The organism is Amycolatopsis sp. cg13, from assembly GCF_041346965.1.
Lineage (GTDB): Bacteria > Actinomycetota > Actinomycetes > Mycobacteriales > Pseudonocardiaceae > Amycolatopsis.
Genome location: NZ_CP166848.1, coordinates 5,412,835 through 5,429,552, shown reverse-complemented (window position 1 = coordinate 5,429,552; position 16,718 = coordinate 5,412,835). Strand labels below are relative to the sequence as shown.

At 69.3% G+C, this 16,718-nt stretch carries 21 protein-coding genes; 11 read left to right on the top strand and 10 right to left on the bottom strand.

Annotated elements, in window-relative coordinates:
* Positions 1 to 64 precede the first annotated feature (64 nt).
* Positions 65 to 583, top strand: coding sequence for a hypothetical protein (locus tag AB5I40_RS25105; RefSeq protein ID WP_370932495.1), 519 nt, complete (start codon positions 65 to 67; stop codon positions 581 to 583).
* Here AB5I40_RS25105 and AB5I40_RS25100 read toward each other — a convergent pair.
* From AB5I40_RS25100 to AB5I40_RS25090, 3 genes are all read right to left on the bottom strand, one after another.
* The gene (locus AB5I40_RS25100; protein WP_344287745.1) at positions 529 to 948 is read right to left on the bottom strand and encodes an ATP-binding protein; all 420 of its coding nucleotides are present in this window, start codon (positions 946 to 948) and stop codon (positions 529 to 531) included. The genes AB5I40_RS25105 and AB5I40_RS25100 overlap by 55 nt on opposite strands.
* Before the next feature lie 64 nt (positions 949 to 1,012).
* Complete coding sequence (locus tag AB5I40_RS25095; RefSeq protein WP_370932494.1) at positions 1,013 to 1,789, bottom strand: SigB/SigF/SigG family RNA polymerase sigma factor; 777 nt, start codon at positions 1,787 to 1,789, stop codon at positions 1,013 to 1,015.
* Entirely contained in the window at positions 1,786 to 2,202 is a 417-nt protein-coding gene (locus AB5I40_RS25090; protein ID WP_182893754.1) for an anti-sigma factor, read from the bottom strand. Before AB5I40_RS25090 ends, AB5I40_RS25095 begins: the two co-directional genes overlap by 4 nt.
* A gap of 150 nt (positions 2,203 to 2,352) precedes the next feature.
* Between AB5I40_RS25090 and AB5I40_RS25085 the strand changes: the two genes are divergently transcribed.
* From AB5I40_RS25085 to AB5I40_RS25075, 3 genes are all read left to right on the top strand, one after another.
* Positions 2,353 to 2,658 carry a WhiB family transcriptional regulator gene (locus AB5I40_RS25085; protein WP_009086013.1) on the top strand — a complete coding sequence of 102 codons (306 nt, stop codon included), beginning with the start codon at positions 2,353 to 2,355 and terminating at the stop codon, positions 2,656 to 2,658.
* Positions 2,659 to 2,878: 220 nt separating this feature from the next.
* The gene (locus AB5I40_RS25080) at positions 2,879 to 3,232 is read left to right on the top strand and encodes an STAS domain-containing protein (protein ID WP_009086015.1); all 354 of its coding nucleotides are present in this window, start codon (positions 2,879 to 2,881) and stop codon (positions 3,230 to 3,232) included.
* A gap of 61 nt (positions 3,233 to 3,293) precedes the next feature.
* On the top strand, positions 3,294 to 4,079 hold the full coding sequence (locus AB5I40_RS25075) for a metal-dependent hydrolase (protein ID WP_370940600.1): 786 nt from the start codon (positions 3,294 to 3,296) through the stop codon (positions 4,077 to 4,079).
* Positions 4,080 to 4,085: 6 nt separating this feature from the next.
* Here the strand turns inward: AB5I40_RS25075 and AB5I40_RS25070 are convergent, their stop codons facing one another.
* Positions 4,086 to 5,426, bottom strand: coding sequence for a flavin monoamine oxidase family protein (locus AB5I40_RS25070; RefSeq protein WP_370932493.1), 1,341 nt, complete (start codon positions 5,424 to 5,426; stop codon positions 4,086 to 4,088).
* A gap of 124 nt (positions 5,427 to 5,550) precedes the next feature.
* On the opposite strand from AB5I40_RS25070, the gene AB5I40_RS25065 reads away from it, so the two are divergent.
* Positions 5,551 to 6,156, top strand: coding sequence for a TetR/AcrR family transcriptional regulator (locus tag AB5I40_RS25065; protein WP_370932492.1), 606 nt, complete (start codon positions 5,551 to 5,553; stop codon positions 6,154 to 6,156).
* Here AB5I40_RS25065 and AB5I40_RS25060 read toward each other — a convergent pair.
* A complete protein-coding gene (locus tag AB5I40_RS25060) occupies positions 6,153 to 6,917 on the bottom strand; it encodes a nuclear transport factor 2 family protein (protein ID WP_370932491.1) in 765 nt (254 codons plus the stop codon). The genes AB5I40_RS25065 and AB5I40_RS25060 overlap by 4 nt on opposite strands.
* 183 nt (positions 6,918 to 7,100) lie before the next feature.
* Between AB5I40_RS25060 and AB5I40_RS25055 the strand changes: the two genes are divergently transcribed.
* Positions 7,101 to 7,646 (top strand): TetR/AcrR family transcriptional regulator, encoded by a 546-nt coding sequence (locus AB5I40_RS25055; RefSeq protein WP_370932490.1) that lies wholly within the window; start codon positions 7,101 to 7,103, stop codon positions 7,644 to 7,646.
* Here AB5I40_RS25055 and AB5I40_RS25050 read toward each other — a convergent pair.
* Entirely contained in the window at positions 7,643 to 8,224 is a 582-nt protein-coding gene (locus tag AB5I40_RS25050) for a helix-turn-helix domain-containing protein (RefSeq protein WP_370932489.1), read from the bottom strand. The two genes, AB5I40_RS25055 and AB5I40_RS25050, sit on opposite strands and share 4 nt — an antisense overlap.
* A gap of 91 nt (positions 8,225 to 8,315) precedes the next feature.
* Between AB5I40_RS25050 and AB5I40_RS25045 the strand changes: the two genes are divergently transcribed.
* Positions 8,316 to 9,557 (top strand): MFS transporter, encoded by a 1,242-nt coding sequence (locus AB5I40_RS25045; RefSeq protein WP_370932488.1) that lies wholly within the window; start codon positions 8,316 to 8,318, stop codon positions 9,555 to 9,557.
* Here the strand turns inward: AB5I40_RS25045 and AB5I40_RS25040 are convergent.
* Complete coding sequence (locus tag AB5I40_RS25040) at positions 9,480 to 10,721, bottom strand: MFS transporter (RefSeq protein ID WP_370932487.1); 1,242 nt, start codon at positions 10,719 to 10,721, stop codon at positions 9,480 to 9,482. The two genes, AB5I40_RS25045 and AB5I40_RS25040, sit on opposite strands and share 78 nt — an antisense overlap.
* 118 nt (positions 10,722 to 10,839) lie before the next feature.
* On the opposite strand from AB5I40_RS25040, the gene AB5I40_RS25035 reads away from it, so the two are divergent.
* Positions 10,840 to 11,181: a hypothetical protein gene (locus AB5I40_RS25035; protein WP_370932486.1), complete on the top strand. Its 342-nt coding sequence runs from the start codon at positions 10,840 to 10,842 to the stop codon at positions 11,179 to 11,181.
* A gap of 2 nt (positions 11,182 to 11,183) precedes the next feature.
* Here the strand turns inward: AB5I40_RS25035 and AB5I40_RS25030 are convergent, their stop codons facing one another.
* Both AB5I40_RS25030 and AB5I40_RS25025 read right to left on the bottom strand, forming a co-directional pair.
* Positions 11,184 to 12,779 carry an ABC transporter permease gene (locus AB5I40_RS25030; protein WP_370932485.1) on the bottom strand — a complete coding sequence of 532 codons (1,596 nt, stop codon included), beginning with the start codon at positions 12,777 to 12,779 and terminating at the stop codon, positions 11,184 to 11,186.
* On the bottom strand, positions 12,776 to 13,675 hold the full coding sequence (locus tag AB5I40_RS25025; RefSeq protein WP_370932484.1) for an ATP-binding cassette domain-containing protein: 900 nt from the start codon (positions 13,673 to 13,675) through the stop codon (positions 12,776 to 12,778). The genes AB5I40_RS25030 and AB5I40_RS25025 overlap by 4 nt, the downstream gene beginning before the upstream one ends.
* A 94-nt stretch (positions 13,676 to 13,769) precedes the next feature.
* Between AB5I40_RS25025 and AB5I40_RS25020 the strand changes: the two genes are divergently transcribed.
* Positions 13,770 to 14,255, top strand: a complete 486-nt coding sequence (locus tag AB5I40_RS25020; protein WP_370932483.1) for a GbsR/MarR family transcriptional regulator — start codon at positions 13,770 to 13,772, stop codon at positions 14,253 to 14,255.
* On the opposite strand, the gene AB5I40_RS25015 is transcribed toward AB5I40_RS25020, so the two are convergent.
* The gene (locus AB5I40_RS25015) at positions 14,252 to 14,815 is read right to left on the bottom strand and encodes a TetR/AcrR family transcriptional regulator (RefSeq protein ID WP_370932482.1); all 564 of its coding nucleotides are present in this window, start codon (positions 14,813 to 14,815) and stop codon (positions 14,252 to 14,254) included. The genes AB5I40_RS25020 and AB5I40_RS25015 overlap by 4 nt on opposite strands.
* 89 nt (positions 14,816 to 14,904) lie before the next feature.
* Between AB5I40_RS25015 and AB5I40_RS25010 the strand changes: the two genes are divergently transcribed.
* A complete protein-coding gene (locus AB5I40_RS25010) occupies positions 14,905 to 15,534 on the top strand; it encodes an NAD(P)-dependent oxidoreductase (protein ID WP_370932481.1) in 630 nt (209 codons plus the stop codon).
* Between the two features lie 349 nt (positions 15,535 to 15,883).
* Positions 15,884 to 16,633: an SGNH/GDSL hydrolase family protein gene (locus AB5I40_RS25005; protein ID WP_370932480.1), complete on the top strand. Its 750-nt coding sequence runs from the start codon at positions 15,884 to 15,886 to the stop codon at positions 16,631 to 16,633.
* Positions 16,634 to 16,718: the final 85 nt, after the last annotated feature.

The window sequence follows — 16,718 nt, the reverse complement described above, 5'->3', positions numbered from 1 at the left end:
CGGGACCCGTCCCGGCGGACCGGACTACAACCGGGTCGGCAACTCCCGATCAGGAGGCACGACGATGACCGAAGCTCCCCGCCCCACGCCGCCTCTCGGCCCTGCTCACCAGGCATTCCCCGGCGAACCGCGGATGGCCCTCGCCCGGCGTCCGGCGCTGTGGATCGGGTTCGCCAGCGCGGCGGCCTTCGTCGCCGGGATCGTGTTCTTCCTGCTGCCGGTGACTGCCCTTTATTACCTCGACGGCAACGGAAACCCCACCGGCGTCCAGACGATCTACGGAACGCGAAGCGACCAGATGCTGGGACTGCCGGCGAATATGTTCGGCCAAGGCGATCCGCCGACGGACACCACGAGCGTCCGGATCGGCTGCGGCACGGCGCTCAGCGCTCCGGAAGGCTGGCTGATCGCCGAGGCACACGGCGAGGACGGCTGCGCGGCGGCCGAACGGCCGCGAATGATCGCGGGCTGGCTCGGCGTCGGATTGGGCGCGCTCGGCGCGGCCGGACTCGTGGTGCGCGGGCGTCGTCAGCCGAGGCCGAACGCCGCCCAGACGCACTTCCCGCCCTCGGCCGGGTCGTAACCCCAGCGGCGGGACAGCGCGCGCACCAGCATCAGTCCCCGGCTGCGCGCCGCGGACGGGGCGACCGGTTCTTTCAGCTGCGGAATGGAGGCGGAAGTGTCGAAGACCCGCACCATCAGTTCGCCGTGCTCGAGCCGGAGCTCCAGCCGGTCCGGCCGGTCGCCGTGCTCGAAGGCGTTGGTGACGAGTTCGGAGGTCGCCAGCAGCACGTCGTCGCGCACCTGGGCGGGGACGTCGAGCTGGGCGAGCGCGGCGCGAACCTGGGCTCGCGCGATAGCGGGCGCGGTGACGTCGTCCGGGAGCTCCAGGCGCACGGTGGCGGCGGCCGCCCCGGTGCTCCTGGTTGGCATCCTCGACGTCGTCATGGCTTTCGCACCTCCCGACCGCTGTGCTCGCATGTGGTGTTTACCCAACTCGGCCGAAGGCGAATCAGGTGCCCTCGGTGATGTCAGTCTCGGCCAGTCCGGTACGCAGCTTTTTCAGCGTCGCCGCCAGCAATCGGGACACCTGCATCTGGGAAACCCCGACGCGGCGCGCGATGTCCGACTGGCTCATCCCGGACCCGAACCGCAACGCCACGATCTTGCGCTCGCGCTCGGGCAAACTGTCCAGCATCGGCCGCAGCGCCTCGCGCAGTTCGGCCTGGCCGAGGTTCGCGTCCGGCGCGCCGAAGCGCGTGTGCGCGGAGTTCTCCAGCAGGTTGTCCAGCGAGGCCCCGTACCGGCCCTGACCGGCCCGCAGGCCCTCGTAGACGTCCTCGATCGGCACCCCGAGATGGCGCGCGATCTCACTGGGCTTCGGCGCGCGGGACAGCCGCACGGTCAGCTCCTCGCGCGCGGCCGAGATCGTCGCGTTGAGTTCCTTGAGCCGTCTCGGCACCCGGACCGACCAGCTGTTGTCGCGGAAGTGGTGGCGCAGTTCGCCGGAGATCGTCGGCACCGCGAAGGCCAGGAAATCGGTGCCCTGCCCGGGGTCGTAGCGGTCCACCGCGTGGATGAGGCCGACGGTCGCGATCTGCACGAGGTCGTCCATCGCCTCGTCGCGGTTGCGGAACTTCCGGGCGAGGTTGCGCGCCAGTTCGAGATGCTCGCGCACCAGCCGGTCCCGGATCTCCTCGCGGCGGGGCGAACGGTCGGGCAGCTGCGTCAGCTCGTGGAACAGTGCCGCCACGTCGGTGGGCTTGTCGCCGCCGGCGGGGTTCGTCACGAGCTGGCCGCCTCACTCTCCCGGACCAGTTGCACCCGGGAGAGGTACCGGCCGTTGGCCGGGGTCACGGTGCGCCGCGCCGACGTCGCGAGCGCGGTCAGCAGCTGCCAGGACAGCCCGGTCTCGTCGCCGTGGTCGGCGCGATCGGAGACCACCGACACAGTGACCTCGATCCGGCCCTCCAGCCAGGAGAACACGCAGGTCAGCTTGCCGTCGGCGGCCGAGGGCAGCAGCATCGAACAGGCCTCGTCCACGGCCATCCGCAGATCCTCGACCGCGTCCAGGTCGAAGTCCTGCCGCATGGCGATGTCGGCGACGATGGTGCGCAGGGTGGGCACCACGTGCGGGATAGCCGCCGTCCGCACCTCGATGAGCTGTGCGTCCTCGCGCTCGAGCGGGGCGTTCTCCTCCACGTGCTGTTCCTCTCTCCGGCGTGCCGCGCCAGTCTTTCGTGCCCGGTCTGCCACATGCCCGGGGGGTGAGCAAACCAAACCCGGGTTTGACCGCCGCGACCGGCGGGCATGTAGCGGTCGAGTGCTGATCCCGGGAAAGGTGGGGACGACATGGCTGACGTGAGCCGACTGCCCAACGTGGTGGCCGAGGAGTGGGAGTGGCAGCTTCAAGGCTCGTGCCGAGGCGCGGACAGCAGCCTGTTCTTCCATACCGACAATGAGCGCGGCTCCGCGCGCGAGCGCCGCGAGTCCCGCGCGAAGGCGATCTGCCACACCTGCCCGGTGCTGGCGCAGTGCCGCAAGCACGCGATGACCGTCGAAGAGCCGTACGGAATCTGGGGCGGGCTCGGCGAGATCGAGCGCCGTGAGCTGTTCATGCGCGAACGGCGAGCGAAGCGCAAGACGGTGTCCGCCTGACCCGTCCTGCCCCACGACCCGCGCGCCCACCTGCGGCGCGCGGGGTGCTGTGCGTCCGCCGGTCGCCCGCGCGCCAAGGTGTAGCCATGTGCCGACGCGGACTCAGTCACCCACTGGGTTAGGGTTGAGTCTCCAGATGCTTGGGACCGTGACACGGTTGCCGCTTGAGTACTACAGGCGCGTACCGGCGCAGGAGCAGCGCCTGACGAGGAGAAACTGCATGCCCGCAGCCGACCAGAACGCCACTCCGCCCGGATTCGGCATCACGCTGGACACCGCGGCCGCCGAGCCGAGGGTGGTGGTCACGGGTGAACTCGATCTGCTCACCAGCCCGCAGCTGCAGGAAGCTCTTGCCGGGTTGATCGCGGACAAGAATTCCCGTCGCGTCGTGGCCGACCTCACCGGGGTGACCTTCTTCGACTCTTCGGCGCTGAACGTCGTCCTGCACGCACAGCGGCAGGCCGGGGAACAGGACGTCGAACTCGAGGTCGTGCCGAGCCCGGCGGTGAGCCGGGTGATCGAGCTCACCGGCGTGGCCGAACACCTGAGCGTGTCGGAGGAACCTCCGGCCTGATCTCCCGATACGGTCGCGCGGACTTCGGAAATGGTCCGCGACCTGGGGGATAACCATCATGATGGGGCGCACGCACGCCCTGACCGGCTGGTGCGCGGGGCTCGCCCTGGCACCCGCGGTCGGCGTCGGCACGGTGCACCAGGCGGTGGTCTTCGCGGCCACCACGGCCGGGTTCGCGCTGCTGCCGGACCTTGACCATCCCAGCGCCAGCGCGACCCGCCTGTTCGGCTGGCTGACCGGCGCGCTGTCCTGGCTGCTGCGCCGGGTGTCCGCAGCCGTATACGCCCTGACGAAGGGCCCGCGCGACGAAAAGGTGACCGGCACGCACCGGCACCTCTCGCACACCCTGCTGTTCGCCGTCGCCCTCGGCGCGGCTACCTCCGCTGGCTGTTCGGCTGGCGGAGCTTGGGCCGTGCTGGGCGTGCTGTTGTTCGGACTCCTGCTCGCCGTCGCCGCGCTAGGCGATTGGCTGTTGCTGCCGTACGGCGGTGCCGTGGCCTGGTGGTACTTCACCGCGCCCGATGACCGGGTGGCCCAACTGGCGGACATCTCCGGCTGGCTCGGGGTGGCTGTGGCGGCTGGCTGTTTCGTGCACTGCCTCGGCGATTCGCTGACCGAGTCGGGCTGCCCGTTCCTGTTCCCGCTGCCGATCGCGGGGGAGACCTGGTACGAACTCCGCCCGCCGAAGCCGCTGCGGCTGCACACCGGGAAGAAGGTGGAGACGCGGCTGGTGTTCCCGGTATTCGCGCTGGTGGGGGTGCTGCTGGTGCCGGGGGTGTGGGATTGGACGGTGGCTACGGTGGAGCATTTGTTCACTCCTGGGGCTTCGCAGACCGCGACTCGGTGAGCCAATTCAACGGCGCATGATCTCTTCCGCGACAGCGCTGCCGGATCGCACTGCGCCCTCCATGTAGCCGTTCCACTCCACCGCGTACTCCGCACCCGCCCAGTGGATTCGGCCGACCGGTGGCCGCAGCACGTCGCCGTAACTGGTCCACACACCGGGGGCGAAGTGGGCGCCGTAACAGCCTCGGGTGAATTCCTCGGCGCTCCAGTCCTTCTCCTCGTACGCAGTCGGTTCGGCGGCCCGCGGCCCTAGGTAACGGACAAAGGAATCGAGCACAGCCTGACGGCGCCGGTCGGCAGGAAGACGCTGCCAGCGCCGTGCCTCGCCGCCTTCGACGAAGCCCAGAAGGACGCCGATCTCACCGCCCGGCGGGGAAACGTCGAAGGTGACCTTGACCGGGCCGGTGTCGGAAGCGACCTGCCCGTTGAGTCCCTGCTCACGCCAGAAAGGCGTCGAGTACGCGGCGAACGACTTGGTGACGGTGCCGGCTGGCAGCTTTTGCGTCAGCTGGTCGCGCCAAGCGGGCAGCACCGGGGCGTACCTCAGCCTCCCGGCGAGCGTCGGTGGGAGGGCGATGACGACCTGGTCGCCGGTGAAGTTCTGACCAGCACGGGTGGTGACCGTGATCCCAGTCCGGTCGTGGGCCACCGACGCGACCGGTGTCGAAAGCCTGACGTCGAGTCCGTCGGCGAGTCGTTGTGCCACCAGGACGGAGCCGCCGACGACGCGGTCCTGCTGTGCGCCGCGGTCGACGGCGAGGAGGGTTTCCAGGTTTGCGTTGCTGACTGCGTAGAACAGCGCGTGCAGCAGGGACAGATCGCTGGCATCGGCGGCGAAGACGGCTTCGGTCGCGACCTGGAAGTAGGCCCGCCCGCTCGGGGTGCGCAGGTTGCGCCGGACCCAGGTCGCGAAGGTCTGGCTGTCGAGCAGGCGCGCCTTCGGATGCGTCCACGGCTGGGCCGGGTCGATACCGCGGGCGAGCCTGCCGAAGCGGGCCAAACCCTGCGCGAGGTCGGCGAGCGCGACCGGATTGAGCCGCGGCACCGCGCCCTTGGCTCCGTTGACGAGGGCCCGCTTGCCGCCGAGCTGGACAAGCGTCTTGCCTTCGTCGTTCCAGGTACGGAAAGTCTCCAGGCCGAGGTCGCCGATGAGCCGGCGCATCCGGGAATGGCCCTCGCCGATCCAGGTGCCGCCGAGTTCGATCGGATGGCCGCCGATCTCGCCGCCCTCGACTCGCCCGCCGACCCGGTCGCGAGCTTCGAGCACGACTGTCTCGGCTCCGGCGTCGCTGAGTTCCCGTGCGGCGGAAAGCCCCGCCAGTCCCGCGCCGACGACCACGACCTTCATGGCTTGCTCCCCTCGCGTTCCGGAAATTCGGTCAGGTGACCGAATTGGTGCAGCCTAAGGAGCGCCGCCGCGGCTGGCAAGGGTTCGTGGCAAGATTTCGGTCGACTGACCGGAAGGGGTGGCCATGCCGTACGTCGAGGCCGCGGTACGCCGGACGCAGTTCATCGCGGCCGCCCGCGCCGCACTGGCCGCCCACGGCGTCGCCAAGACTTCGCTGCGCGTCGTCGCCGCGCGGGCGGACGTCCCGCTGGCCACCATGCAGTACGTCTTCCCGTCCAAAGAGAAGCTGCTCCGGGCCGTGATCGAGGACGTCGTCGACGAGATCGCCGGCGTTCTCCAGGCCTCGGCCACCACCGACCAAGGCCTGGAGAACGCGATCCGGCAAGGACTCGACACCTTCTGGGGCAAGCTCGTCGAAGGCGGACGCGACCTGCAGTTGCTGCAGTACGAGCTGACGATGTACGCGCTGCGCACTCCGGGCCACGAAGAGCTCGCCCGGCTCCAGTACGAGCGCTACGTCGGCGTCGTTGCTACCTGGTGCCGGGAAGCCGCCGAGCGGGCGGGCGAGACCGCCGCCGTTTCCTTCGATCACCTCGCGCGCATGATCGTCGCCGGAGTGGACGGACTGATCCTGCAGTACGTCTGCGACCCCGTCGACACGCGGGCGCGGGAGGGGTGCGAGGCATTGGCGGACATGGCGATCGGGCTGGCGGGCGTCGACGCCGCTTAAGCCGATTCCGTGAACACCGGCGCGCCCGAGTAGTCCCGGGAGTGCACGATCCGCCCGTCGCGCACCGTCAACACCATCGCGTACGTCGACACGTACGGCTTGCCCTCGAACTCCCCGTGCAGGTCGTACTCCGCAACCAGCACCTCCGGGTCGCCGGTCTCGTGCACGACCACCCGGTCCGACTTGGTGATCCGGCGGCGCTGTCCTGCCTCGTGAAAGCGTTTGCGCAACTCCTCCCGGTCGCGCGTCACCTTCGGCACGCCGGCCGGCGCGAACGGGATTTCGATCACGACGTCCTCGGAGTACAGGTCGGCGAGGTCGTCCCAGCGGTTGTCGACGGCCGCGTCGAGGAAGCGCTGGAAGACCTCCTTCGTCCCGTGCAACGCGGTCGCCGCGCCGTTGTTCGGGTAGTCGCGGTACCGGGTGATCTCGCCGTCCCGCACGGTCAGCAGCCCGGCGGACGACGGGATCCGGTAGCTGTGCCCGGTGTGCGGATTGCGGCCCTCGGCGACCAGTTCGACGGCGAATCCGTCCGCGGTTTCGGTAGTGGTGACCTCGACTTTCTCCAGGCCGATCCGGGCGGCGACGGTGCTGCCTGCGCCAAGCGTGGCCAGCACGGCGTCCCGGCCCGCCGAGCGGTGGCCGGTGAACGGGATTTCGTAGACGGCGTCCTCGGCGAGGACGTCAGCGAACGGCGCGGCGTCGAAGGCGCTCAGCGCGTTCGCGACGATCTCGGCCACTTCGGACACGGTGCGGGGCATCGGAAACCTCATTCGGGAAGACAGGCGGATAATCGGAACGGGGCACCCGCTTTCGACGATACGGAGTTCGCACTCCGGTTGTCAACGGCGGCCTGGAGATCTGAGACACGGTCAGAAGCGGCGGCGATCGTTCCGGGGAAGAATCGGACGACCGCACCACTTTGAGAGCAGAGGAGACAGCCGGTGGAGAAGCCTGCGCTTCGCGCGGACGCGCGGAGGAACCGCGCCCGTGTGCTGGCTGCCGCCGAAGCAGCCTTCGCCGTCGACGGCCTCTCGGTGCCGCTCGACGACATCGCGCGGCTGGCCGGCGTCGGTGCGGGCACGGTTTACCGGCACTTCCCCAGCAAGGAAGCGCTGTTCCAGGCGGTCGTAGTGGAGCGGCTGGAGCAGTACGGCGTCGAGGCGCAGGAGTTGATCGACTCCGACGCGCCGGGCGAAGCGTTCTACGACTACTTCACGCGCGTCATCGAACAGGCGTCGCGTAACCGCGCGATCTGCGAAGCGCTCGGTGAGACAAGCGGCTCCGCGTACAAGGCCGAAGCAGCGGAGCGGTTTCGCGTGAACCTCACCGCGCTGCTGGAACGCGCGCAAGCCGTAGGCGCTGTACGCGCCGACATCGACGGCGAAGACCTGCGCGCACTCATCGTCGGCGCGCTCGCGGTGGAGCGGTTTACGCCGGACAGTCGGCACCTCGTGCGCGTACTGCTCGACGGTCTGCGCAAGGTCTAGTCGCGGCGGCCGACGCGTAGGTGGATGCGTTCGCCGGATTTGCTGAAGAGGCTGAGGATTTCGACGTCGCCCTTGCCAGCGGCACCGAACCAATGCGGGATGTGGCAGTCGAACTCGGCTGCTTCGCCAGGCCCCATGATGAAGTCGTGATCGCTCAGGCGCACGCGTAGGCGTCCGCGAAGGACGTAGAGCCATTCGTGCCCGTCGTGGCTACGCGGATGAGGCTCTTCGTCGCGCGCCGGGATGATCTGCTTGTAGGCACGGAGTTCTCCCTGATGCCGGGACAACGGAATCAGTACGCGCCCGTCCCGCTTGGCGGCTTGCTGGGGCACACGCGGGTCGACGATCCGGGGCGCGGCGACGATCTCGTCGAACGGGACGCCCAGCGCGGCGGTGATCGGCAACAGCAGTTCGAGGCTCGGCTTTCGCTGGCCGGATTCCAGCCGGGAGAGCGTGCTGGTCGAGATGCCGGTGGACCGTGACAGTTCGGCGAGGCTGACGCCCCGGTTGTCCCGGGCACGCCGCAGCCGGGGCGCGATCTGCTCGAGCACGCCGTCGACGGCGGGGTGGTCGCTCATGCGGCGCAGTCAACCAATGCGTCCCGGAAACGGCAACGTTTCTTGCCGCTTTCGAACGTGGCTTCCGATGCTGGTCGCGGAGGTGATCCACATGGATCCGAGAACCCACACCACCGCCGGCAGCGTGCGCCTCGCCGAGGCGAGCAGCGGCCGCCTGCCCATCGGCGTGTACCTGCTCGCCTTCAGCCTCTTCGCGATGGGCAGCGCGGAGTTTCTTCTGGCCGGCGTGCTGCCCGCGGTGGCTGACGATCTCCAGGTTTCGCTGTCCTCCGCCGGGTTTCTCATCACCGCGTTCGCGCTCGGCGTCGTCATCGGCGGACCGCCGTTCGCCGTGCTCAGCCTGCGCTGGCCCCGGCGCACCGCGCTGATGGCCACCCAAGGAGTGTTCGCGGCCAGCGTCGCCGCCGGGCTGCTGGGCGACTATCCGGTCTTGCTGGTGAGCCGGGTTGTCTCGGGCGTCGCCTACGCCGGATTCTTCGCCGTCGCTTCGGTGACCGCGATCAACCTGGTCACCCCGGACCGCAACGCCCGCGCCTCCGGAGTCGTGGTCAGCGGCCTGAGCGTCGCCATGGTCGCCGGCGGACCGGCAGGCACCCTGCTCAGCCATTTCACCCAGTGGCGCGGCGGATTTTGGGCCGTGGTCGCACTGACGCTCGCCGGCGTCGTCGCCTGCTCGCTCGGGATCCCCGCGGCGACCCGCTCGGCGGTGCGGCCGAGTGTGCCGCGGGAACTCGCGACGATCCGCAAACCGCGGCTCTGGGGCATTTTCGGGATCACGATCCTGACGACGGCGGCGTACATGATCACGTTCAACTACCTCTCGGCCATGCTCGCCGAGATCACCCGCGTCCCCACGGTCTGGATTCCCGCGATCCTCGCGCTTTTCGGCATTGGCGCTTTCGTCGGTCTGTCCATCGGCGGCCGCGTCTCCGACCAGCGACCGCACACCGCGCTCCTGAGCGGAGCCGTCGCGATCGCGCTCCTCTCAGTCGTCTTGGTCTTCGCGATCCACCGCTCGTGGGCGGTGCTTCCCACGGTGTTTCTGCTCGGGGTCGCCGCTTTCGTGGTGAACCCCGCGATCTACGGCCGCGTCTTCGCCATCGCGGCCGACGCTCCCACGCTCGCCGGCGCGACCACGGTGTCGGCTTTTCAGCTAGGAATCAGTGCGACTCCGGTCCTGGCAGCAGCCGCGCTCACCCAGGCCCTCACCTGGGTCAGCCTCATCGGAGCTGTTCTGGCCGCGCTTGCCGTCCCGCTAATCGTTCTTGACCGCACCCTCAGCGAGCGGCAGGTCGCGCATCTTGCGAAGCGGCGAAGCGATCAGAATCGCTGACGCGGCAAGGATTCCGATGCCGCACACGTACAGCGTGACCCGGGTTGTGGTGAGTTCCGCGATGAAGCCGCCGAGCAGACTGCCGAGCGGGGCGATGCCGAAAACGACTGTCTGCGACACCGAAGAGACGCGGCCGAGCAATTCGTGCGGGGTGATCGCCTGCCGGAAGCTCGTCTCGAACACTCCGAGCACGATGATCCCGAAGCTCGACGCGATCCCGCCCGCGATGTACCACGCGATACCCCACCCCGGCGTCGCGAAAGCGTTGGGCAGGAACGAAATGCTGTACACAGCACCGCCGATGTAGAGCGCCCGCGCCGCGCCGAAGCGGGTGCCGAGCCGTTGGGCGACCAGGCTGGCCAGCAGCGCTCCGGTCAGCGAGACCGTGCTGACCAGGCCGATCATGAACGGTTCGAGGTGCAGGTCGCGGACCGAGAACACCACCGAGACCGCCATGAACATCGACTGGAACAGACTCGAAACGGCGCTGTGGACGGTGATCGCCCGCAGGATCGGATTGTGCAGCACCGTCCGCAAGCCTTCGCCGATTTCGCGGCGGAGGTTCCGTTCCGCGGGCTCCGGCCGGACATCCGGCGTGCGAATGCGGCGCAACCACGCGGCGGACCACAGGTAGGTCAACGCGTCGAGCGCCATCGCGCCCGCACCCCCGACGAACTGCACGATCATCCCGCCGAGACCGGGCCCGGCGATCGCGGCGACAGACAGGTTCGTCTGCAGCCTGGCGTTCGCGTCGGGCAGTTCGCCGCGCTCGACGAGGTTCGGCAGGTAGGTCTGGTGCGCGACGTTGAAGAAGACGGTGAACACGCCGGCCAGCAGGACGACGACGTACAGATGCCCCAGCGTCAGTGACCCGAACAGCGCGGCGAGCGGCACCGAGCCGATGAGCACCGCGCGGCCGAGATCGGCGGTGATCAGCACCGGCCGGTTGCGCATCCGGTCGCACCACGCGCCCACCTGCAGCCCGAGCACCAGGTACGGGAGCGTGCTGAGCGTCCGCAGCAGCGAAACCTCGGCCACGGACGCGGCGAGCGTCGTGGTGGCCAGCAGCGGGATGACCAGGAAATCGATGCGGTTGCCGACCTGGCTGAGGCCGTCGGCGAGCCAGAGCCGCCGGAAATCCGGCGAGCGAAGAATCCCCCTCATGTGAGCAGTGTGACATAAGTTGAGCCGGTATATATCAAGTTGCACACTGCGTAACGAAGCCTATGATCAACGCGACGAACCCTCGTAGCCGAGTGACCGTGCGGCGAGGAGGTGCCGGATGTCGGACACCGCTCCCACCTGGGGTTATGTCGTCGTGACCGGTCTCGCCGGGCTGGCTGGCGGCCTGCTGGTCGCCGCGCTGCTGGTCGCCGGTCGCACTCCGCGACCGGCCGGAGAGTCTTCGCCGCCCACCCCGCCGCCCGTGCAGCAGGTGACGGTCACGGTGACCGGCCTCCCTCTGCCGCCGATCACCGTGACCCATCGCCCGCCCGCACCCCCGGCCCCGCCGCCGCGCACCACCACGGCCACGGTGTCGGTCACCCCCACGGCCTCCAGCCCGTCGGCACCCCCGCCGACCACACTGGCCCCGACCACCGGGTTCGTCCGCGACGAACGCTGAGGTCAGCCGACGTCGCGCCGCCGCCAGCTGGCCAGTCCCGCCGCCAGCACGACCGCCGAGACCGCCAGCAGCACCACGAGCGGCAGTGCGGTGAACACCTCGCCGGGCACCTTCGGCGGATGCTGGAACGGCGAGACGTCCAGCAGCACCTGCGGCGCGTTGACGACCGGCCCGAACATGCTGATCAGCAACGCCAGCGCCGCCACGCCCCAGGCGGCGGTCGCCAGCTTCGGCAGCAGCCCGAAGATCAGCGCGGCCACCGCGACGATCACCCACGCCGCGGGCACCTGCACCGCGACGGCCGCGACCATGTTCCCGACCGAACCCCCGACGTCACCACTGCGCAGCCCGTTCGACAGCCCGAGCAGCACGCCCCCGACGAGCACGAGCAACGCGCTGCCGAGGAACGCGAACACGAGGTGGCTCGCGGCCCAGCGCAACCGTCCGACCCGTGTGGCCAGCAGCGGTTCGAGCCGGATCGCCGTTTCCTCGGTGCGCATCCGCAGCGTCGCCTGCACGCCGTAGAGCGAGGCGAGCATCGCGAACAGGCTCACCATGGTCGCGAGGAATGCGTCGACCAGTCCGTGCGATCCGCCGAGCCGTTCGAAGATCTGCCTGCTCTGCTCGGTGCCGCCGACCAGACCGGAAATGCCCTGCGCGATCGTCCCGAACAACGCGCCGCCGACCGCGAGCCCGACCAGCCAGCCGAGCAACGGACCTCGTTGCAGCCGCCAGGCCAGCGAGAATGGCGACCGCAGCGACGGTGCGGCCTCGCTGGGTCCGAGCCGCGGCGGAAGCAGGCCGACGCCGACGTCCCGGCGCGGCAGCAGCACGTAGGCCACGACGAACAACACGAGCGTGGTCGCGACGGGCAAAATCAGTACCCACCAACGTTCTTCGGCGAACGGCCGGATCTGCTGCGCCCAGCCGAGCGGCGAGATCCACGACAGCCAATGTGCGTCCGTGGTCGAATCTCCCGCGCCGCGCAACAGAAACGCGACGCCGAGCACGGCCGTGCCGATGCCGTTCGCGGTGCGCGAGTATTCGCCGAGCTGCACGGCCACCGCGGCGACGCCGGTGAAGACCAGGCCGGCGAGCGCAGTGCTGGCGCCGAGCGCGACGGAACCCGCTGCGGGAACCTTCGACGCCAGCGTGCTCGCTTGCAGCGCACCGATCAGCACGCTCGCCCCGCCGGTCACCGCGAGTGCGGCGGTGAGCGGCGCGTATCGACCGACCACAGTGGACGCAAGCAGTTCGGCGCGGCCGGTGTCCTCCTCCGCGCGGGTGTGCCGGGTGAGGGTGAAGATCGCCATCAGGCCGGTCAGCAGAGCCAGGAACCCGCCCATCCGCCAGGCGATGAACCCGCCCGCCGTGCCGAGGTTGAACGCCGGGCCGTAAAGCAGCGCGAACGACGGGTTCGCGGCGGCCGACGCGACGAGCCCGGCCCGGCTCGCGGCGGTCGGATAGAACTGGTCGTAGCTGCTGATCGTGGCCACCGGGATGAGGCTGAGCAGAACGATCCAGATCGGCAGGATGATCCGGTCGCGGCGAAGGGCCAGCCGGATCAGCGGCCCGGTGCCGTTGAGCGCTCCGGTCATTTCCCTGCCTCGAGTTCGTCCGCGTAGTGGCGCAGGAAGAGTTCTTCGAGCGTCGGCGGCCTGCTTTCCAGGCTGCGCACGCCGATCTGGGTCATCTGGCGCAGCGCGTCCTCGAGCGAGCGGGTTTCCACGTCGAAGCGGACGCGGTTGCCTTCGACCTTGAGGTCGTGCACGTCGGAGAGCTTGGCCAGGCCGTTCGGCGGTCCGCACAGCTCCGCGGAGATCGAGGTGCGAGTGAGGTGGCGCAGCTCGGCGAGCGTCCCGGACTCGACCGTGCGGCCGTTGCGGATGATGCTCACCTTGTCGCACAAGGCTTCCACCTCGGCGAGGATGTGGCTGGACAGCAGCACGGTGCGGCCCTGCGCGCGTTCCTCCTGGATGACTTCCTGGAAGGTGGCCTCCATCAACGGGTCGAGGCCCGAGGTCGGCTCGTCGAGCAGCAGCAGGTCCACAGTGGACGCGAGCGCGGCGACGATGGCGACCTTCTGCCGGTTGCCCTTCGAGTACGTGCGGCCCTTCTTGCGCGGGTCGAGGTCGAAGCGCTCGACGAGTTCCTCGCGGCGCTTCTGGTCGAGGCCGCCGCGCAGCCTGCCGAGGAGGTCGATGACCTCGCCGCCGGACAGGTTGGGCCAGAGGTTGACGTCGCCGGGCACGTAGGCGAGCCGGTGGTGCAGGCTCGCGGCGTCGCGCCACGGGTCGCCGCCGAGCAGCCGGACCTCGCCGGCGTCGGCGCGCAGCAATCCGAGCAGCACGCGGATCGTGGTGGACTTCCCGGCGCCGTTCGGACCGAGGAATCCGTGGACTTCCCCCGCGGGAACCTGAAGATCAAGGCCGTCGAGGGCCTTCACCCGGCCGAATGCCTTGTGCAGGCCGGAGATCGCAATGGCGTTTCCCATGGTTCGGAAGCTACACTCTTTTCACGAAGTTGTGAAGTTAAGAAAACGTCTGGACCGAGTGATCTTCCGGGGAGGCGTGGGAGAGGATGGACGGATGACGACGCCTGAGACAGAACGTGACGAGGACGCCGTCCGCCGATACGTCGAGAGCCTGGGCCTGGTGATGGCTCAGATCGGGATGCAGCGCATGTCGGCGCGGGTTTTCGCGGCGCTGATGACGACCGATTCGGGGCAGCTGACCGCCGCCGAGCTCGCGGAGCAGTTGTCGGTGAGCCCGGCCGCGATCTCCGGCGCGGTGCGGTACCTCGACCAGATCGGCCTGGTGCGGAAGGTCCGCGAACCCGGCGAGCGCCGCGACCACTACCAGCTCTACGACGACCTCTGGTACGCGACTTTCCTCAAGCGCGACCGTTTCCTGATCATGTGGCGCGACGCGGCCACCGAGGGCATCGACGCGCTCGGCTCGGACACTCCCGCCGGGAAGCGGCTGGCGGAGATGCGGGACTTCCTGGCGTTCATGCTGGTCGAGGTCAACAACCTGTACGACCGCTGGCACGAGCTGCGGAAGAACCGCGACTAGCCGAGCCTCTCGAGGGTCGTGGCCAGGCGGTGTGCGAGGTCCGGGCGCGGCTCTCGGTCTTCGAAGGACGCGAGGAACGCCTCTTGGAAGCACGCTCCGAGCAGGAGCCGGGCCGCGGCCTCGACGTCGAGATCGCTGCGCAGCCTGCCCAGCTTGACCTCGGCGGCCAGATAATCGGCGACGAGCCGGATCGGCAGGTCGGGGCCGTTTTCGAGGGTGTCCCGGTGGGTGCGGAGCAGGTCGCGCGAAGAGAAGATCGAGACGGAGATCGGGAAGCTCGCGCAGTAGAAGGCCAGCGCCGTGGTGGTCAGCTCGGCGAGATTGTCGCCGAGTTCTGCCTTCCCGGGGTTTTCGGTGAGCCTCGCCACGGTGGCGACGAGGTCGGGCAGCTCCTCTTTCAGCACTGCCAGGAAGAGTGCGGTCTTGTCGCGGAAATGCTTGTACAGCAAGGCTTCCGAATAGCCCGCGGCCTGCGCGATCGCCTTGGTCGTGGCATGTGCGTACCCGCGTTCCCGCATGACCGTCGCTGCTGCGGCGACGAGGTCTTCGCGGCTTCCCATGTGTGCTCCCTGAGGGTCTTCTCAGTGTGGTGAGTGTTCACTCACCCTAGCTGGTAAGTGTTCACTCACCCCCTCTTTGGAGGTCTCTCATGAAGATCACCGTCCTAGGCGCGAGCGGCCGGATCGGCGGCCTGGCGGTGCGGGAAGCGCTGGCTCGCGGATGGCACGTAACCGCGGTAGTCCGCGACCCTGCGCGGTTGACGGTGCCCGCGCATCCCCGATTGGACGTCGCGGTTCACACGCTGACCGATCCTCGCCTGGCCGATGCGGTAACTGGTCGTGACGCCGTTGTCCTGGCGCTCGGCCCCACGGACCTCAAGCCGACGACGGTCAACTCCGACGGCACTCGCTCCGTGGTGTCCGCGCTGCGTGGTTCGCAGACGCGGTTTGTGGTGGTGAGTGCGTCCGGTCTGCCTGCTCCGGGGGACGCGTTGTTTTCGCGGTTGCTGCTGAAGCCGTTGCTGGGGGCGGTGTTGCGCAATGGATATGCCGACTTGCAGCGGATGGAGACGATCCTGCACGAGGCTCCGGAGGTGCGGTGGACGATCGTCCGCCCGACGAGGCTGACCGACAAGCCCGCGCGGGCTCGGGTGCGCAGCCAGGTGGGGGCGGATGTGCGGGGGAGTTACCAGATTTCGCGGGCGAACGTGGCGCGGTTCTTGCTGGACGCGGTCGAGGACGATTCCCTGACGGGGAAGACGGTGTCGATCGCTCAGTGACGAGGCTGTCCGCAATTGCCGACACCTGGGCTGGCTTGCCCGGGGCCTCGCGGCCGGTGGCTGGAGGCCTGGAGCCCTGCCGCCGGTGACTGGAGTGCCGGGGCCCCGCGGCCGGTGGCTGGTGTGCCGGGGCCCCGCCGCCCGTGGCTGGAGGCCTGGAGCCCGCCGCGCGTGGCTGGATTGTCTGGGGTCCTGCCGCCCGTGGCTGGTGGTTTCTGTCGGCAGTTGCAGACAAGCCGCTGGCGGCTTTCCCCAAACTATCCCCAGGGTTGTCCACAACTCACATCCCCTGTGGACAACTCCCTCCGCGGACCCGGATTTGTCGTAGGCCCTCGTTACTGTCGGAGGCATGGCAGTTCTTCGGCTGTTCCTCCTCTTCCTGATGGCACCCGTGCTGGTCGCACAGGCGGTCCGGGTGCGTCGGGCGACTCCGCGGCTCCCCGGGGCCGACGGGCCGATCGAGGGCGCCCTCGGTTCCGGGCGACCGCTGCGGCTCACCGTCATCGGCGAGTCGACGGTGGACGGCGTCGGCGCGCTCACCCACGCCGACGCACTCACCGGCCAGCTCGCGGTGGGGCTGGGGCGCGCGTACCCGGACCGGGAAGTGCGGTGGCACGCGCTGGGCATCACCGGCGCGTCGGCGCGGGTGGTTCTCGACGAGCTGGTTCCGCGCGTCCGGGCGGCGGACGTGCTGGTCGTCGCCCTCGGCGTGAACGACACCCTGGAACTGCACTCGGCCGCCCGGTACCGGCGGGATCTGCTGGCGATTGTCGTCGAGGTGCGGCGACGGGTCGGCGATGTCCCGGTCGTTCTCGCGGGCGTGCCGCCGCTCGCGAGTTTCCCGTCCTTGCCTCGGCCGCTGCGGGACGTGCTCGGCGCGCGGTCCGTCGCGCTCGACCGGGCGGCGCGCGAGCTGACCCGGCTTCCCGGGGTCACGCACATCCCGTTGGCGCCGGGATTGCTCCGTCCGGGAATGTTCGCCGCTGACCGTTTCCATCCCGGTCCGGACGGTTACCGCGCATGGGCCGCCGCGCTCTCGGAGGGATTACCGATCGTCACTGACGGTTGGCATCCGGGGGAGGTGACGCGGCCTTCCTGACCGGCAGGTTCACAAAAATCCCAAAAACTTTGGCGCTCCGTGTATCTAGGCGCACCCTGGATGCGTCCTATAGGGCGAACCAAGG

Coding starts and splice junctions, on each gene's coding strand:
- AB5I40_RS25105 (WP_370932495.1), top strand. CDS start 65: ATGACCGAAGCTCCCCGCCCCACGCCGCCTCTCGGCCCTGCTCACCAG.
- AB5I40_RS25100 (WP_344287745.1), bottom strand. CDS start 948: ATGACGACGTCGAGGATGCCAACCAGGAGCACCGGGGCGGCCGCCGCC.
- AB5I40_RS25085 (WP_009086013.1), top strand. CDS start 2,353: ATGGCTGACGTGAGCCGACTGCCCAACGTGGTGGCCGAGGAGTGGGAG.
- AB5I40_RS25080 (WP_009086015.1), top strand. CDS start 2,879: ATGCCCGCAGCCGACCAGAACGCCACTCCGCCCGGATTCGGCATCACG.
- AB5I40_RS25075 (WP_370940600.1), top strand. CDS start 3,294: ATGGGGCGCACGCACGCCCTGACCGGCTGGTGCGCGGGGCTCGCCCTG.
- AB5I40_RS25070 (WP_370932493.1), bottom strand. CDS start 5,426: ATGAAGGTCGTGGTCGTCGGCGCGGGACTGGCGGGGCTTTCCGCCGCA.
- AB5I40_RS25065 (WP_370932492.1), top strand. CDS start 5,551: ATGCCGTACGTCGAGGCCGCGGTACGCCGGACGCAGTTCATCGCGGCC.
- AB5I40_RS25060 (WP_370932491.1), bottom strand. CDS start 6,917: ATGCCCCGCACCGTGTCCGAAGTGGCCGAGATCGTCGCGAACGCGCTG.
- AB5I40_RS25050 (WP_370932489.1), bottom strand. CDS start 8,224: ATGAGCGACCACCCCGCCGTCGACGGCGTGCTCGAGCAGATCGCGCCC.
- AB5I40_RS25045 (WP_370932488.1), top strand. CDS start 8,316: ATGGATCCGAGAACCCACACCACCGCCGGCAGCGTGCGCCTCGCCGAG.
- AB5I40_RS25040 (WP_370932487.1), bottom strand. CDS start 10,721: ATGAGGGGGATTCTTCGCTCGCCGGATTTCCGGCGGCTCTGGCTCGCC.
- AB5I40_RS25035 (WP_370932486.1), top strand. CDS start 10,840: ATGTCGGACACCGCTCCCACCTGGGGTTATGTCGTCGTGACCGGTCTC.
- AB5I40_RS25030 (WP_370932485.1), bottom strand. CDS start 12,779: ATGACCGGAGCGCTCAACGGCACCGGGCCGCTGATCCGGCTGGCCCTT.
- AB5I40_RS25025 (WP_370932484.1), bottom strand. CDS start 13,675: ATGGGAAACGCCATTGCGATCTCCGGCCTGCACAAGGCATTCGGCCGG.
- AB5I40_RS25020 (WP_370932483.1), top strand. CDS start 13,770: ATGACGACGCCTGAGACAGAACGTGACGAGGACGCCGTCCGCCGATAC.
- AB5I40_RS25015 (WP_370932482.1), bottom strand. CDS start 14,815: ATGGGAAGCCGCGAAGACCTCGTCGCCGCAGCAGCGACGGTCATGCGG.
- AB5I40_RS25010 (WP_370932481.1), top strand. CDS start 14,905: ATGAAGATCACCGTCCTAGGCGCGAGCGGCCGGATCGGCGGCCTGGCG.
- AB5I40_RS25005 (WP_370932480.1), top strand. CDS start 15,884: ATGGCAGTTCTTCGGCTGTTCCTCCTCTTCCTGATGGCACCCGTGCTG.